We start from the raw sequence: 14,665 nt of genomic DNA on the forward strand, positions 1-14,665 counted from the left end.
GATTTTACCGGTTTGGCCTACGCTGGTCACATGGATTTGGACCTCCGCAAGCTTCGGTACTTCGTGGCTGTGGCGGAGCATCTGAACTTCGGGCGCGCCGCCGAGGCCCTGCACATCGCGCAGCCGGTGTTGTCGCGGCAGATCCGCGCTTTGGAGGCCGAGCTCGGCGCGCAGCTGTTCGACCGTTCTTCTTCGGGCACCGTGCTGACAGATGCCGGCGCACGGCTGCTGGACGACGCACGGCCGTTGCTCGCGCAGGCTTCGGCTTTGCTGCGGCGTGTCGGGACGGAGTCGTTCACCGTCGGGTTCATGCCCGGGCTGATCGTCACGCCCGCGGTGCGGGTGCTGGCGGCGCGGCATCCTTCGGTGCGGATCGACGTGCTGCGCACGACGTGGGAGGACCAGGTCGAGGTGATCCACGACGGGCGGGTGGACGTCGGGTACTTGCGGCTGCCGGTGTCGCTCGACGGCCTGCGGTGTGTGCCGTTGTTCGCCGAGCCGCGCGTCGCGGTGGTGCCTGCTTCGCATCGGTTGGCGGGCAAGGAGAGCGTGCTGGAGTCAGATCTCGCCGGTGAGCGTCTTGTGCAGCACGGGGTGACGCCCGGTGTCCGGTCTGTTGAGGAGAAGCTGGAGCACGTGGCCTTGCAGGGTGGTGTGGCCGTGTTGCCGTTGTCGACGGCGGTGTTCTACTCGCGAGAGGACCTCACGCACGTGCCGATCTCGGACATCGCACCGAACGAGGTCGTGCTGGCGTGGGCGGCACACCGCCACACGCCGTTGATCGCCGAGTTCGCCGAGATCGTCAGCGGGCCAGCCCCGCGGGGGTGAAGACGAAGCTGTCGCGGAAGCCGCCGTCGCCTCGTCGTGTCGCCATCAGCCGCAGCTCCGGCATGAAGTGGAAGAACACCAGCGCGCCCGAGCGGTCCGGGTAGCCGAGCGTCTTCGAGTACTTGGGGTTCGTGCCGCCCAGCCAGAGCGGCGGCTCGCCGTACTCGGCGATGACGTCGTCGAGCAGGCAGTCCCGCTCCCCCAGCACGCCGGGGATGCGGCTGTCGGCGTCGAGGCTCAGCCAGCCCTGCCGGTGCGCGAGGTCCGCGTACACCGACGCCATGACGTCCTCGCTGCGGTGACCGAGCGCCTCGTGCACCGCGCCGCTCACCATCGCGGCGTTGGCCGCGCCGCGCTTCACCAGCGCGTCGAGCTCGTTCTGCCACCGGTCCGTGCGGTCGTCGGCGAACGCCAGCGCGTCGAGCAGGGTGAGGATCACCGCCTCACCGCCGTACATGCCGGGGCGCCGGACAGCGGCGTTGAGCTGACCGAGCAGGTACCGGCGCAAGTCGTCGAACGAAGGCATCTCTCCCCCTTACTGCGAGATGTTCTATCAGTTGCGAGTGGGTGAAACGGAATCGCCTTCATCACCGACAGGGGAGGCAACACCTGGGGAAGGGTCACATGCGCATCAGCAACCAGCAGATCGTCGCGCACTGGGTCGAGCACGAGGTCGACCTCGTCATCGACTGGAGCACCGCACACGAGAGATGCTGGCGCTGCGGTTACAGGTCCTCACTGGAGCAACACCTCGTGGTGCCCGCGTCCATGGGCGGCAGCCGCACCACGGACAACGTCGTGCTGCTGTGCGGGCGCTGCGTCAGCGAGTCGCCGAGCCACGTGGACCCGAAGTACCTGTGGCGGTGGCTGCGCGCGACGTCGACGCCGTTCACCGACACGTACTGGACGTTGCGCGGGTGGGAGGAGTTCGAGGTCATCTTCGGCCGCAAGCCACTGGAGTGCTTCGAGGAGGCCGGGGTCGACCACCGCTCGCTGAACGCCGAGTGCCGGGCGCTGGCGGCGGACGAGTTCGCGAAGACGGTCGTGCGGTTCGGGGAGGGGCGGCTCAACCCGTCGACGATCGCGTGCGTGATCGCGGAGGTCGAGAAGAAGCTGGCGGACCGCCACGGCATCAAGCTGCCGTGACGACCCGCCACTTTTGTTACAGGGTCTAACTCCCGCGACTGGATGCGGCGTTCGACCACCGCATCCAGTCAGAGGGTCTCGCTGCCGTGATCAGCTGCAGCCGGAGGTGCTGCCGCAGCCCTCGCACAGGTAGCACGAGCCCGCCGGACGCATCTTCGTGCCGCAGGTCATGCACAGCGGCGCGTCCGCGGCCTTGCCCAGGTGCAGCTCCAGCAGCTCGGTCGAGCTGCCCACGTGCTTCGGGGTCTCGACGGCCGCCTCGACCTGCTTCGGCGCGGCCTCCACGGAGCCGCGCAGGCCCTCGAGGTCCACGTCGGGCGACGTCGGGGCGCCGTACTCGCCCGCGACCTGCGCGGAGCGCTCGTCGGCGGTGAAGATGCCGAGCTGCGCACGCTTGTCGTACGGCAGGTAGTCGAGCGCCAGGCGGCGGAACAGGTAGTCGAGCACCGAGGTGGCGATGCGGACGTCCGGGTCGTCGGTCATGCCCGCCGGCTCGAAGCGCAGGTTCTGGAACTTCGAGACGTAGAACTCGAGCGGGATGCCGTACTGGAGGCCGACCGAGATCGACATCGAGAACGCGTCCATCACGCCGGCGAGCGTGGAGCCCTGCTTGCCGAGCTTGACGAAGATCTCGCCGAGGCCGTTGTCCGGGTACGAGCCGGCGTGCAGGTAGCCCTCGGCGCCACCGACCGTGAACGACACGGTCTGCGACGGGCGCTTCTTCGGCAGGCGCTTGCGGACCGGGCGGTACTCGACGACGGTCGCGGAAGAGTCTCCTGCGGCCTTCTTCTCCTCGGTGGCCTTGGCGCCCTTGCCCGCGGACAGCGGCTGGCCGACCTTGCAGTTGTCGCGGTAGATCGCGAGCGCCTTCAGGCCGAGCTTCCAGCCCTGGTAGTAGATCTCCTCGACGTCCTCGACGGACGCGGTCTCCGGCATGTTGACGGTCTTGGAGATCGCGCCGGACAGGAACGGCTGGGTGGCCGCCATCATCCGCACGTGGCCCATGGGCGCGATGGAGCGCTCGCCCATGGCGCAGTCGAAGACCTCGTAGTGCTCGCGGCGCAGGCCCGGCGCGTCGACGACGTGGCCGTGCTCGCCGATGAACTCGACGATCGCCTCGATCTGCTCGTCCAGGTAGCCGAGGGCCTTGAGGGCGCGCGGCACGGTCTGGTTGACGATCTGCATCGAGCCGCCGCCGACGAGCTTCTTGAACTTGACCAGGGCCAGGTCCGGCTCGATACCGGTGGTGTCGCAGTCCATCATCAGGCCGATGGTGCCGGTGGGGGCCAGCACGGATGCCTGGGCGTTGCGCCAGCCGTTCTTCGCGCCGATCTCCAGCGCCTGCTGCCAGGCCTCGGTCGCGACCTTGTGCACCGCGGAGTCGTTCGCGTGGTAGGTGCGGATCAGGTCGTTCGCGGCGGCGTGCTTGCGCATGACGCGCTGGTGCGCGGTGGCGTTGCGCTTGTAGCCGTCGTAGGCGCCGACGAAGCCCGCGAGCTCCGCGGAACGGCGGTACGAGACACCGGTCATCAGCGAGGTGATGGTCGCGGCCAGCGCGCGGCCGCCCTCGGAGTCGTACGCGTGGCCGGTCGCCATCAGCAGCGCGCCGAGGTTGGCGTAGCCGATGCCGAGCTGGCGGAACTTGCGGGTGGTGTCCGCGATCGGCTCGGTCGGGAAGTCCGCGAAGCAGATCGAGATGTCCATCGCGGTGATGATCAGCTCGACGGCCTTGGCGAACGTGACGGCGTCGAACTTGCCGTCGGTGCCGAGGAACTTCATCAGGTTGAGCGACGCGAGGTTGCAGCTGGAGTTGTCCAGGTGCATGTACTCCGAGCACGGGTTGGACGCGGTGATGCGGCCCGACTCCGGGCAGGTGTGCCAGTCGTTGATCGTGTCGTCGTACTGGATGCCGGGGTCGGCGCACTCCCACGCGGCCTTGGCGAGCTTGCCGAACAGCTCCTTGGCGTCGATCCGCTCGATGACCTCGCCGGTCTGCCGGCCGCGCAGGCCGAAGTCGCCGCCGTTCTCGTACGCGTGCATGAACTCGTCCGACACGCGGATCGAGTTGTTCGCGTTCTGGTACTGCACGGACACGATGTCCGCGCCGCCGAGGTCCATGTCGAACCCGGCGTCGCGCAGGGCGCGGATCTTGTCCTCTTCGCGCGCCTTGGTCTCGATGAACTCGACGACGTCCGGGTGGTCGACGTCGAGGACGACCATCTTGGCCGCGCGGCGGGTGGCGCCACCGGACTTGATGGTGCCCGCGGACGCGTCGGCGCCGCGCATGAACGACACCGGGCCGGACGCGGTGCCGCCGGAGGACAGCAGCTCCTTCGACGACCGGATGCGCGAGAGGTTCAGGCCTGCGCCGGAGCCGCCCTTGAAGATCAGGCCCTCCTCGCGGTACCAGTTGAGGATCGACTCCATCGTGTCGTCGACCGCGAGGATGAAGCACGCGCTGACCTGCTGCGGCGAGCTCGTGCCGACGTTGAACCACACCGGCGAGTTGAAGCTGAACACCTGGTGCAGGAGCATGTAGGTCAGCTCGTGCTCGAAGATCTCGGCGTCCTGCTCGCCCGTGAAGTAGCCGTGCTCCTTGCCGGCGCCCACGTAGGTCTTCACGACGCGGTCGATCAGCTGGCGCAGCGACTGCTCGCGCTTCTCGCTGCCGACGGCACCGCGGAAGTACTTGCTGGTGACGATGTTGGTGGCGTTCACCGACCAGGACTCGGGGAACTCGACACCGCGCTGCTCGAAGTTCACCGAGCCGTCACGCCAGTTCGTCATGACGACGTCGCGGCGCTCCCACGTGACCTCGTCGTAGGGGTGGCGGCCTTCGGTGGTGTAGACGCGCTGGACCTTCAGCGCGGCAGGCTTCGCAGCCGCCCGCGCGGCTGTCTTCTTGGCTGAGCCGCCGACGGTCTCGGTCACGGTGGATCTCCCTCGTGCAGGTGCTTGGAAAAGATGGTTGCTTCACGCGCTTAAGTGCGCGCGGATCACTGCTCGGCCGGTGCTTCCTCGGCACGAGCGGTGCGAAGATCAAGAATTTCCTTCTCGAAGTCCTCGACGGACGAGAAGGACCTGTAAACGCTCGCGAAGCGCAGATAAGCGACCTCGTCGAGTTCGCGCAGGGGGCCGAGAATGGCGAGACCCACCTCGTGGCTCGCGATCTCCGCGCACCCCGTCGACCGGATCGACTCTTCCACCTGCTGTGCGAGCACCTGGAACGCGTCCTCGTCGACCGGGCGGCCCTGGCACGCCCTGCGCACGCCGACGACCACCTTGTCGCGGCTGAAAGGCTCCGTCACGCCGGAGCGCTTGACCACGGCGAGAACCGCTTCTTCGACCGTGGTGAACCGGCGGCTGCAGCTGTTGCAGGAGCGCCGACGACGGATCACCTGTCCCTCGTCGACCTCGCGGGAGTCGACCACCCGCGAGTCCGAATGGCGGCAGAACGGACACCGCACGCCACCTCACCCCTTCCCCCGCGCAGCACCCATCGCAGCAGCCGCACTGGTCGGGTTACCCACAACCTGTGGACTACTTACAACGGTGCAACCACTAGATGTAGGGGTAGAACCTAGATCTCTGCGGACGCGGACGCAACTCGACACGGCGCGTCGCGTGTCACCCTGTTGGGCGAACCGCCGACGATCAGCGGCGATTACGCAAAAATGCCCGCCGATGACGGAGAGTCCACGTCACCTGCGGGCAGCGAAACACAAGATGTAGGGGCAGACCTACGGGGTGACCCCCGCCTGCTGTAGGTAGAGCACGCCGAGCGCGACCACCGTGAGTGCGCTCAGGACGCCGACGGCGATCAGTTCGAACAACGACTCGCGCTTCGGACGGACCTCGCACGAGCTCGACTCGCGCCGGGCGGGCACCACGACCGGGTGCGGCCTCGTCGCGGGACGCCGCGGCATGACCCGGGGACCCGAACGGAGGGGACGTCCCGCTGCTACGTCCGCGTCCTCGACCACGCGCAACCGCTTCTCGACGAGCACCGACATCACGACCTCCATCGCAGGTCAGCCACCTTGATCGAACAGGGGTTCGATCGAACGTCCGTGCGAATTTCTACCAGACCGGCACTCCGAACGCCACAACACGCGCCCAAATACCTCGAACAGGTGTTTGATCTGTGCAGCAAACACGACTACCGTCGACCACGAAGATCGACGGAGGCCGGAATCCCATTCGAACTGGGGGCGGCGAGGAGGACAGCGACCGTGGCAGGCAAGACGATCGACCCGGACCCCGCTCTTGTGGAGACAGAGGTAAGCGAGATCGCGGGAAACGCCGGCCTGACTTTGCGTCAGCGCAAGGTGCTCGACGTGATTCGCGACTGGGTCGACCGTTTCGGTTACCCGCCGAGCGTGCGCGAGATCGGTGAGGCCGTGGGCCTTACCTCGACCTCGTCGGTCGCCTACCAGCTGCGCGCACTGGAGCGGAAGGGCTTCCTGCGCCGCGACCCGAACCGGCCGCGCGCGGTCGGCATGCTGCCCACCGAGATCGACCCCGGTCTCGACCCGATGTCCAAGCCGACGCCCGCGTACGTGCCGATGGTCGGCCGGATCGCCGCCGGTGGCCCGATCCTGGCGGAGGAGTCGATCGAGGACGTGTTCCCGCTGCCGCGCGAGATCGTCGGCGAGGGCGAGCTGTTCCTGCTGCGCGTCGTCGGTGACTCGATGATCGACGCCGCGATCACCGATGGCGACTGGGTCGTGATCCGCAAGCAGCCCACCGCCGACCAGGGCGAGATCGTCGCCGCCATGATCGACGGCGAGGCGACCGTGAAGACGTTCAAGCGCAAGGACGGCCACGTGTGGCTGATGCCGCACAACCCGGCCTACCAGCCGATCAACGGCGACGAGGCCACCATCCTGGGCAAGGTCGTGACCGTGCTCAGGCGCCTTCCCTAGCTGAAGCAGACCGATGCCCCGGCACTGATATATCGGATATCAGTGCCGGGGCATCGTCGTGTTCCCAGGCCCAGAGGTCAGGCCCGAAGATCAGAACCGAGATCAGGCACGGCGGCGGAAGCGCAGGCCGATGACCAGGGCGACGACGAGCACGAGGCCGCCCAGCGTCAGCGCCAGGGGCCAGTTCTGCCACGACGTCGACGCGGGCTCGGCGGCCTGGGGTTCGCCCGCGGCCGCGGGCGGGGGCGTCGTGGTCGTCGGCGGGGGTGGCTGGGCCAGGGCCGCGGCGCCCGCGACGGCCCGGATCGGGGTGCCGACGCCTTCGGAGGCGGACAGCAGGGTGCCGTCCGGGTCGAAGGCGACGGCCTCGCCCTGGGGTTCGTTCGGCAGTGGGACGCGCACCGGGTCGCCGGCCAGGGCCTTGACGATGTCGCCGTCCGGGACCGGGTAGAGGTACGCGTCGGTGTAGGTGCGCAGCGCGATGACGGAGCCGTCGGCGGTCTGGGCGGCGCCGGTCACGAGACGTGAGTCGAGGGTGCCTTCCAGGGGGCCGCCCGGGGTGTCCGTCGACGACAGCGACACGCGCGCTACCTGCTCCATCGGAACTGATATATCGGTTCGGAGCGGGCCGGTCGGGCGATACACCAGTGCGGAACCGAGGGGTTCCTTCGTGACGATGTACGGCGTGCCGGACTTGTCGATGAGGAGTGCCTCGGCGTCGTGCTTGCCGTCCGGGTAGGTCAGGCGGTACCGCTCCACGGCGCCCGAGGGCGAGACCTTGTGCAGGGCGACCGTGGGGCGGGACTTGTTGTTGTCGCCGGTGTCGGACGCCCAGAGGGTGCCGTCCGGCGTCATCGCGAGGTCCTCGACGTCGAACGGGTCGACGGGCGCGGTGATCGTGCGCTTCACGACGCAGTCGCGGCCCATGACCTGGATGCGCAACGTGCCGTTGTCGCTGTCGCTGACGGCGAAGAACTCGGTGCCGTTGGACGTGAGCCCGGAGAGCTCCTGCATTTCTACCGGGCACACGTCCACCGGTGGAGGCGGGATCAAGCAGGCGTTCCGTTCGTCGCGAACTCCTCGAGGACGCCGGCGAGGTCCGGGCGCACGCGGGCGGACAGCAGCGTGCCCGACTCCGTGTGCTTCTCGGACAGCACCTCGCCATCGCGGTGCACGCGGGCCACGACCTCGCCGCGCGCGTACGGCACGAGCGCCTCGACGACGACCTCGGGACGCGGCATCAGCTCGGCGATGCGGACCCGCAGCTCCTCGATGCCCACGCCCGCGTGCGCCGACACGAACGACGCGTCCGGGAACAGGTGGCGCAGCCGCGCCATGCCCAGGTCGCCCACCGCGTCGATCTTGTTCACGACGAGCAGCTCGCGCGGCATCGGCGTGCCGGACTCCTCGTTGATCTCGGCGAGGACCTCGCGCACGGCCTTGACCTGCTTCTCCGGCATGCCGTCGGAGCCGTCGACCACGTGCACGAGCAGGTCGGAGCCGCCGACCTCCTCCAGCGTCGAGCGGAACGCCTCGACCAGCTGGTGCGGCAGGTGCCGGACGAAGCCGACCGTGTCCGTCAGCGTGTACGGCAGGCCTTCCGGCGTCAGCGCGCGGCGGGTCGTCGGGTCAAGAGTGGCGAACAGCGCGTCCTCCACCAGCACCCCGGCGCCCGTCAACGCGTTGAGCAGCGACGACTTGCCCGCGTTGGTGTAGCCCGCGATCGCGATGCTCGGGATCTCGTTCGCCGTGCGGCGGCCCCGCTTGGTCTCGCGGATGACGCCGATCGCGGCGATCTCACGGCGCAGCTTGGCGATGCGCGCGCGGATCCGGCGCCGGTCGGTCTCGATCTTGGTCTCACCGGGACCGCGCAGACCCACACCGCCGTTGCCACCGCCGGCACGACCACCGGCCTGCCGGGACAGCGAGTCACCCCAGCCGCGCAGACGCGGCATCAGGTACTGCAGCTGCGCCAGCTCGACCTGCGCCTTGCCCTCCTTGGACTGCGCGTGCTGCGCGAAGATGTCCAGGATGAGCGCGGTGCGGTCGATGACCTTGACCTTGAGCTTCTCCTCCAGCTGACGCAGCTGGCCGGGCGAGAGCTCACCGTCGCAGATCACCGTGTCGGCGCCGGTCGCCTGCACCACGTCACGCAGCTCGGAGACCTTGCCCGAGCCGATGTACGTCGCCGCGTCCGGCTTGTCGCGCCGCTGCACGACGCCTTCGAGGACCTCGGAACCGGCGGTCTCGGCGAGGCGGGCGAGCTCGGCCATCGACGCGTCGGAGTCCGCCGCGGTGCCCTCGGTCCACACCCCGACCAGCACGACCCGCTCCAGGCGGAGCTGGCGGTACTCGACCTCGGTGACGTCCTGGAGTTCGGTCGACAGCCCCGCCACGCGGCGCAGTGCGGCACGCTCGACGCGTTCGAAGTCGCCGGTCGAGAAGTCTTCCTCCTCGTCCCACGTGGCGTCGAACTCGGCGTCGAACTCTGTGCTCTGGATGTTTTCCGTCATTTGCCCTTCATCGTCCCACGGACAGTCAGTCCCCCGGATACACCGCGAGGTAGATCGCCACACGGGGAACATCCGGCTTGACCGGTTGCGCGGCCAGCTCATCCATCAACGACGCGAGCCGCTGCTTTAGTTCCTCCGGGTCGACGGTCACGACCAGACGGCTCTGATCCACGTCACTGAGCCCGATGTCGGCGACCTCGCCGAGGAAAGCGTGCAGCATCGCCTCACCGACGGCGACCGCATTTTCGCTGTTGTCGAGCTGCCAGGACAGCCCTGTCGACCGATAGGGGATCTCTTTCGCGCCCCGGTTGCCCGCGCGGGGCGGCATCGCCTCGAGGAAACCGGCGGCGACGAGCTTGCGGACGTGGTGCAGCGTCGTGGCCGGGTCCTTGCCGAGGCGTTCGGCGAGCTCCTTGTTGGTGAGCGGGCGGTCGAACGTCAGGCGGATCATCCGAATCCGCAGCTCAGAGCTCAGCGCGGCGGCTTCCTCGCTCGTCGCGGGCCGTCGTTTCCGGGGAGGTGGCACGGGCCCAGTGTAAGTGATTGACAGTTTCCAATCACTTGGCGCAGACTCCCCGGCATGGCGCTTTGGGGGCACCCCGACTTCCGCAGGCTCTGGATGGGCGACACCATCAGCCAGTTCGGTGCGAACGTCGGCATGACGGTCGTCCCGCTGCTCGCGGCGGGTGTGCTGAACGCGACACCGTTCGAGATGGGACTGCTCGCCGCGGCGAGCACGATGGCGTTCCTGGTGATCGGGCTGCCCGCCGGCGTCTGGGTCGACCGGATGCGCCGCAAACCGCTGATGATCGCGATGGACGTCGTCCGCGCCGTGCTGATGGTGAGCGTGCCGATCGCGTGGTGGTCCGATCTGCTCGGACTGCCGCAACTCATCGTCGTGAGCCTCGCCGTGGGCGTGTGCACGGTGTTCTTCGACGTCGCCTACCAGTCGTACCTGCCGTCGCTGGTCGGCCGCGGCCAACTCGTCGAGGGCAACTCGAAGCTCCAGGCCAGCCTGTCGGTGGCGGAGGTGTCGGGGCCCGCGATCGGCGGGTACGGGGCCCAGTTCCTGGGGGCGGCCAACAGCGTCCTCGCGACCGGGCTCGGGTACCTGAGCTCGGCGTTCTTCCTGATGAGGATCCGGACGGTCGAGCCGGCGCCGGAACGGCACCCCGACCCGCACCTGCGCCGCGAGATCATGGAGGGGCTGCGGTTCGTCTTCGGCAACGTCACCCTGCGGATGATCGTCGCCTGCACCGGCACGTCGAACTTCTTCCACGGCATCCAGAACGCCGTGATGATCCTCTTCCTGATCCAGACCGTGAACCTGAGCGAGGGCACGGCGGGCCTGGTGCTCAGCGCGGGCGGGGTCGGCGGCGTGCTGGGCGCGGCCTTCGCGCACCGGATCGGGCTGCTCGTCGGGCAGGCCAGGATGATCTGGCTGATCCCGCTGCTGACCTGGCCGTTCACCCTGACTCTGCCGTTCGTCTCGGACGGCTGGGGGCTCGCGCTGCCGATGGCCGGGCTGGCGGTCAGCACGTTCGGCATCGTCGTCTACAACGTCGGCCAGGTGAGCTACCGGCAGGCGATCTGCCCCGACCACCTGCTGGGGCGGATGAACGCCTCGATCCGCTGGGTGGTGTGGGGCGCGACGCCGCTGGGCGCGCTGCTCGGTGGCGGGCTCGGCACGTGGATCGGTGTCGTGCCGACGATCTGGGTGTCGCTGATCGGCGCGGTGGGCGGGATGGTGTGGGTGCTGTTGTCGCCGTTGCGGACTATGCGGGACCTGCCGACGACCTCTAGCGTCGAGGCGCATGGCTGACACGAAGGTTGTGCGGGACGGTCTGCACTTCGGCGAGGGGCCGCGGCGCGGTCCCGACGGGCGCCTCTACTACTCGGACTTCTACGCGGGCGAGGTGCACGCCCTCGACCTGGCGACGGGTGACGACGAGGTCGTCGCCGCGATCGACGGCCAGCTCTCCGGCCTCGGCTGGCTGCCCGACGGACGCCTGCTCGTCGTCTCGATGCTCGACCGGACGGTCCGCCGTCTCGACGGTGACGACCTCGTCGTCCACGCCGATATATCGGATATCGCGACCTTCCACGCCAACGACATGCTCGTCGACGCCGAGGGCCGCGCGTACGTCGGCAACTTCGGCTTCGACCTGCACGGCCTGATCGACGAGGTCGGCCTCCCGCGCCTGCTCGAACCCGACTTCGACCCGCTCGGCGCGTCGCTCGCGCTGGTGCGGCCCGACGGCTCCGTCGGCGTCGTCGCCGAGGACCTCAAGTTCCCGAACGGCATGGCCCTGCTGCCCGATCCGGCCGGTGAGTCGGAGAGCGGGAACATCCTCGTCGTCGCCGAGACCGTCGCGTTCAAGCTCACCGCGTTCTCGGTCGACCTCGACGGGTCGTTGCACGGCCGCCGGGTGTGGGCCGACGTCAAGGAGTTCGGGATCGCGCCGGACGGGATCGCCGGCGACGGCGACGGCGTGTGGGTGGCGCCGGCGTTGCAGCCCGCGGTGTTCCGGGTGACCGAGGGCGGCACGATCACGCACCGGGTCGAGACGACGCAGACGGCGTTCGCCGTCGCCGTCGTCGGCGACAAGCTGGTGTGCCTGACCGCGCCCGACTCGAACCCGAAGGTGGTCAAGCCCGAGCGGCTCGGGAAGATCGAGGTCTACGAGCTCGACTGATATATCGGAACCGATATATCAGTCACCTGGTATCAGACGAGGGCGTCCCACCAGGACTTGTCGAGTTCGCCGCGGGCGACGAGGACGGCCGGGCCGGTGAGGGTCGACGTCGTCGGTTCGATGGTCACGAAGACCTGACCGCCGAGGACGTCGACGGTCGCCGACCCCGTCGTGCGGCCCTGGCCCGCGAGCCACGAGGCGACGGACGCGACGGTGCCGGTGCCGCACGAGCGGGTCTCGCCGACGCCGCGTTCGTAGACGCGCATGCGCAGCGCGCCGCGGTCGGGCTCGGCGTCGAGGACGTTGACGAGCTCGACGTTGACGCCGTGCGGGAACATCACCGGGTCGAAGCCGGGCGGCACGGTGAGGTCGAACGACTCGACCGGCGTCTCGGTCACGCAGGCGAGGTGCGGGTTGCCGACGTCGACCGCGAAGCCGCCGATGCCGGTGCCGTCGACCGCGGCGATGGACGTGCCGGTGACGCGGGCCGGGCCCATGTCGTTCGTGACGGAGCCGTCCGGGTGCGTGGTCACGACGCGGTCCCCCGCGCGGGTGGCCACGACGAACTCGCCCTGCTCCTGGTGACCGGCGTCGACCAGGTAGCGGGCGAAGACGCGCAGGCCGTTGCCGCACATCTCGGCGATGGAGCCGTCGGCGTTGCGGTAGTCCATGAACCACTTGCCCTCGACCCGCACCACGCGCAGCACGCCGTCGGCGCCGAGGCCGCGCTGGCGGTCGCACAGCGCCTGGACGCGCGCGACGGTCAGGTCCAGCTGGTCATCGAGGTCGGGCAGGACGACGAAGTCGTTCTCCGTGCCGTGCCCCTTCACGAACTCCACGGGACCAGGTTACCGGCGGCGGTCAAAAGATCCGGGTCAGCACCGTCGAGCCAGGTGATGCGCTGGTCACGCCGGAACCAGGAACGCTGCCGGCGCACGAACCGGCGGGTGGCGCGTTTGGTCTCCTCGGCGGCGAAGTCGATGGTGCAGGCTCCGTCCATTGCGGACAGCACCTGCTGGTAGCCGAGCGCGCGGGACGCGGTCTTGCCGTCGCGCAGGCCGATCCGGACCAGCGCGCGCACCTCGTCCTCGAGGCCCGCCGCGAACATCGCGTCCACCCGCTGGTCGACGCGCGCGTCCAGTTCGGACACCTCGCGGTCCACGCCGATCTGGACGGTGCCGTAACGGGCTGGACCCGGCTTGGGGAGGTTCGCGGAGAACGGCTGCCCGGTCAGCTCGATGACCTCCAGCGCGCGCACGATGCGGCGGCCGTTGGACGGCAGGATCGCGATCGCGGCGGCCGGGTCGAGCTCCTGCAACCGCCGGTGCAACGCCTCGGAGCCGGCCGACGCCAGCTCGGCCTCGAACCGCAGCCGCACGGCGTCGTCGGTGCCGGGGAACTTCAGGTCGTCCAGCACCGCCTGGACGTAAAGTCCCGAACCTCCGACCAGCACCGGCACGCGACCGGCGGCCAGCAACGACTCGACGACGGCCCTGGTCTCGCGCTGGTAGGCGGCGACGGACGCGGTCTCGGTGACCGACAGGACGTCGAACAGGTGGTGCGGCACGCCACGGCGTTCCGCGAGGGGCATCTTGGCCGTGCCGATGTCCATGCCCCGGTAGAGCTGCATGGCGTCGGCGTTGACGACCTCTCCCCCGAACCTCTCGGCGAGGGAGACGGCCAGGTCGGACTTGCCGGTGGCGGTGGGTCCGACAACGGCGATGGGCTTGATCACGGGCGCTCCCAGACGGCGACGTGGTAGCCCACGCCGAAAGGTGCGAAGAACTCGGCGGACGAGCAGCGCCACGGGCCGGGCACCCCGGCGAGGACCTGCCACGCGGCCCGGCCCTGCGCCCCCAGCTCGGCGGCCAGCTCCACGTCGAGCCCGAGCAGGCCGTCCACATCGGCGCCGGCCAGCAGGCCGTGGACCAGGGAGTCGAAAGGTCCCGAACGCTCGTCGTCCGCTCCCGGCGAACGCGGGCCGTGCCGCGTCGATCCGTCACCGAGGACCAACAGCCCGCAGTCCTCCGAAGCGAGTTGTCGTCCAAACGAGACACAGTCGAAAACGGGCAGGTCACGGGGAACGAGTTCAACGCGTGACACCTCGACCGCGCAGCGTTCCCGCAGCCACGCGGTGATGAGCACCGGCAACGGAATCGTGGCGTCCGCGGGCACGTCACCGCCGAGTGACACCCGCACATCGACCCCATAACCGAGAAAACTTCCCGACAACGGCGGCGCGTACGTCGCGCGCCCTCCGTCGTCGACCGCGACGGCGATCCACGGACCTGGCAGTTTCCCTGCTGCCGCAAGGGTTGCGGCACGCACGGGCTCGGTTTCCATGGCGGCGCCGGACACCAGTTCTGGCACCAGAAGAGGCGGGTGCGGCACCACCGCAGCGCGGGTGATCACAACGAACGAGGCTACCTATCGTGGACTCCCAGTACCGAGTCGAGCTCTGACCTGTTTGAATGCGCGCGGGGAACTGGGGACGGGAGACCCTCCAGCGCCCGTATTGCATCGGCCCCGCCAACGGCGGGGCGCCCGTGGCAGGCAC

Annotated in this window: 15 protein-coding genes; 5 read left to right on the plus strand and 10 right to left on the minus strand. The window is 69.1% G+C overall.

What is annotated here, in order from left to right; translation table 11 throughout:
- Positions 1-30 precede the first annotated feature (30 nt).
- Positions 31-828 (plus strand): LysR family transcriptional regulator, encoded by a 798-nt coding sequence (locus ACQEU1_RS15810; RefSeq protein ID WP_433201486.1) that lies wholly within the window; start codon positions 31-33, stop codon positions 826-828.
- On the opposite strand, the gene ACQEU1_RS15815 is transcribed toward ACQEU1_RS15810, so the two are convergent.
- Positions 803-1,354 carry a hypothetical protein gene (locus tag ACQEU1_RS15815; RefSeq protein WP_382444397.1) on the minus strand — a complete coding sequence of 184 codons (552 nt, stop codon included), beginning with the start codon at positions 1,352-1,354 and terminating at the stop codon, positions 803-805. The two genes, ACQEU1_RS15810 and ACQEU1_RS15815, sit on opposite strands and share 26 nt — an antisense overlap.
- 98 nt (positions 1,355-1,452) lie before the next feature.
- Here ACQEU1_RS15815 and ACQEU1_RS15820 point away from each other — a divergent pair, with 98 nt between their 5' ends.
- Complete coding sequence (locus tag ACQEU1_RS15820) at positions 1,453-1,974, plus strand: HNH endonuclease (RefSeq protein WP_433201489.1); 522 nt, start codon at positions 1,453-1,455, stop codon at positions 1,972-1,974.
- Between the two features lie 90 nt (positions 1,975-2,064).
- Here ACQEU1_RS15820 and ACQEU1_RS15825 read toward each other — a convergent pair whose 3' ends face one another.
- From ACQEU1_RS15825 to ACQEU1_RS15835, 3 genes are all read right to left on the minus strand, one after another.
- Complete coding sequence (locus tag ACQEU1_RS15825; RefSeq protein ID WP_433201492.1) at positions 2,065-4,905, minus strand: vitamin B12-dependent ribonucleotide reductase; 2,841 nt, start codon at positions 4,903-4,905, stop codon at positions 2,065-2,067.
- 65 nt (positions 4,906-4,970) lie between these two features.
- A complete protein-coding gene (gene nrdR / locus ACQEU1_RS15830) occupies positions 4,971-5,441 on the minus strand; it encodes a transcriptional regulator NrdR (RefSeq protein WP_089924179.1) in 471 nt (156 codons plus the stop codon).
- A gap of 273 nt (positions 5,442-5,714) precedes the next feature.
- Positions 5,715-5,999 (minus strand): hypothetical protein, encoded by a 285-nt coding sequence (locus ACQEU1_RS15835; RefSeq protein WP_433201496.1) that lies wholly within the window; start codon positions 5,997-5,999, stop codon positions 5,715-5,717.
- Between the two features lie 222 nt (positions 6,000-6,221).
- On the opposite strand from ACQEU1_RS15835, the gene lexA reads away from it, so the two are divergent.
- The gene (gene lexA, locus ACQEU1_RS15840) at positions 6,222-6,899 is read left to right on the plus strand and encodes a transcriptional repressor LexA (protein ID WP_433211518.1); all 678 of its coding nucleotides are present in this window, start codon (positions 6,222-6,224) and stop codon (positions 6,897-6,899) included.
- A gap of 102 nt (positions 6,900-7,001) precedes the next feature.
- On the opposite strand, the gene ACQEU1_RS15845 is transcribed toward lexA, so the two are convergent.
- Genes ACQEU1_RS15845 through ACQEU1_RS15855 form a run of 3 tightly spaced genes read right to left on the minus strand, consistent with a single transcriptional unit; the run spans position 7,002 to position 9,938 of the window.
- Positions 7,002-7,913: a hypothetical protein gene (locus tag ACQEU1_RS15845; protein ID WP_433201499.1), complete on the minus strand. Its 912-nt coding sequence runs from the start codon at positions 7,911-7,913 to the stop codon at positions 7,002-7,004.
- Positions 7,914-7,948: 35 nt separating this feature from the next.
- Positions 7,949-9,412 (minus strand): GTPase HflX, encoded by a 1,464-nt coding sequence (hflX, locus tag ACQEU1_RS15850; protein ID WP_433201502.1) that lies wholly within the window; start codon positions 9,410-9,412, stop codon positions 7,949-7,951.
- A gap of 25 nt (positions 9,413-9,437) precedes the next feature.
- On the minus strand, positions 9,438-9,938 hold the full coding sequence (locus ACQEU1_RS15855; RefSeq protein WP_433201505.1) for an ArsR/SmtB family transcription factor: 501 nt from the start codon (positions 9,936-9,938) through the stop codon (positions 9,438-9,440).
- 54 nt (positions 9,939-9,992) lie between these two features.
- On the opposite strand from ACQEU1_RS15855, the gene ACQEU1_RS15860 reads away from it, so the two are divergent.
- Both ACQEU1_RS15860 and ACQEU1_RS15865 read left to right on the plus strand, forming a co-directional pair.
- On the plus strand, positions 9,993-11,234 hold the full coding sequence (locus ACQEU1_RS15860) for an MFS transporter (RefSeq protein ID WP_433201508.1): 1,242 nt from the start codon (positions 9,993-9,995) through the stop codon (positions 11,232-11,234).
- Positions 11,227-12,108, plus strand: coding sequence for an SMP-30/gluconolactonase/LRE family protein (locus ACQEU1_RS15865; protein ID WP_433201511.1), 882 nt, complete (start codon positions 11,227-11,229; stop codon positions 12,106-12,108). The genes ACQEU1_RS15860 and ACQEU1_RS15865 overlap by 8 nt, the downstream gene beginning before the upstream one ends.
- A 32-nt stretch (positions 12,109-12,140) precedes the next feature.
- On the opposite strand, the gene dapF is transcribed toward ACQEU1_RS15865, so the two are convergent.
- The 3 genes from dapF to ACQEU1_RS15880 are packed head-to-tail and all read right to left on the minus strand — an operon-like array spanning position 12,141 to position 14,520.
- Entirely contained in the window at positions 12,141-12,947 is an 807-nt protein-coding gene (gene dapF / locus ACQEU1_RS15870; RefSeq protein ID WP_433201514.1) for a diaminopimelate epimerase, read from the minus strand.
- The gene (gene miaA, locus ACQEU1_RS15875) at positions 12,935-13,843 is read right to left on the minus strand and encodes a tRNA (adenosine(37)-N6)-dimethylallyltransferase MiaA (RefSeq protein WP_433201517.1); all 909 of its coding nucleotides are present in this window, start codon (positions 13,841-13,843) and stop codon (positions 12,935-12,937) included. The genes dapF and miaA overlap by 13 nt, the downstream gene beginning before the upstream one ends.
- A complete protein-coding gene (locus ACQEU1_RS15880; protein ID WP_433201520.1) occupies positions 13,840-14,520 on the minus strand; it encodes a class III extradiol dioxygenase subunit B-like domain-containing protein in 681 nt (226 codons plus the stop codon). Before ACQEU1_RS15880 ends, miaA begins: the two co-directional genes overlap by 4 nt.
- Positions 14,521-14,665: the final 145 nt, after the last annotated feature.

It is taken from the genome of Lentzea sp. CA-135723, from assembly GCF_050936595.1.
Classification (GTDB): Bacteria; Actinomycetota; Actinomycetes; order Mycobacteriales; family Pseudonocardiaceae; genus Lentzea.

Excerpts from the sequence above, each read along its gene's own strand:
- ACQEU1_RS15810 (WP_433201486.1), top strand. The coding sequence starts at position 31 with ATGGATTTGGACCTCCGCAAGCTTCGGTACTTCGTGGCTGTGGCGGAG.
- ACQEU1_RS15815 (WP_382444397.1), bottom strand. The coding sequence starts at position 1,354 with ATGCCTTCGTTCGACGACTTGCGCCGGTACCTGCTCGGTCAGCTCAAC.
- ACQEU1_RS15820 (WP_433201489.1), top strand. The coding sequence starts at position 1,453 with ATGCGCATCAGCAACCAGCAGATCGTCGCGCACTGGGTCGAGCACGAG.
- ACQEU1_RS15835 (WP_433201496.1), bottom strand. The coding sequence starts at position 5,999 with ATGGAGGTCGTGATGTCGGTGCTCGTCGAGAAGCGGTTGCGCGTGGTC.
- ACQEU1_RS15845 (WP_433201499.1), bottom strand. The coding sequence starts at position 7,913 with ATGCAGGAGCTCTCCGGGCTCACGTCCAACGGCACCGAGTTCTTCGCC.
- hflX (WP_433201502.1), bottom strand. The coding sequence starts at position 9,412 with ATGACGGAAAACATCCAGAGCACAGAGTTCGACGCCGAGTTCGACGCC.
- ACQEU1_RS15860 (WP_433201508.1), top strand. The coding sequence starts at position 9,993 with ATGGCGCTTTGGGGGCACCCCGACTTCCGCAGGCTCTGGATGGGCGAC.
- ACQEU1_RS15865 (WP_433201511.1), top strand. The coding sequence starts at position 11,227 with ATGGCTGACACGAAGGTTGTGCGGGACGGTCTGCACTTCGGCGAGGGG.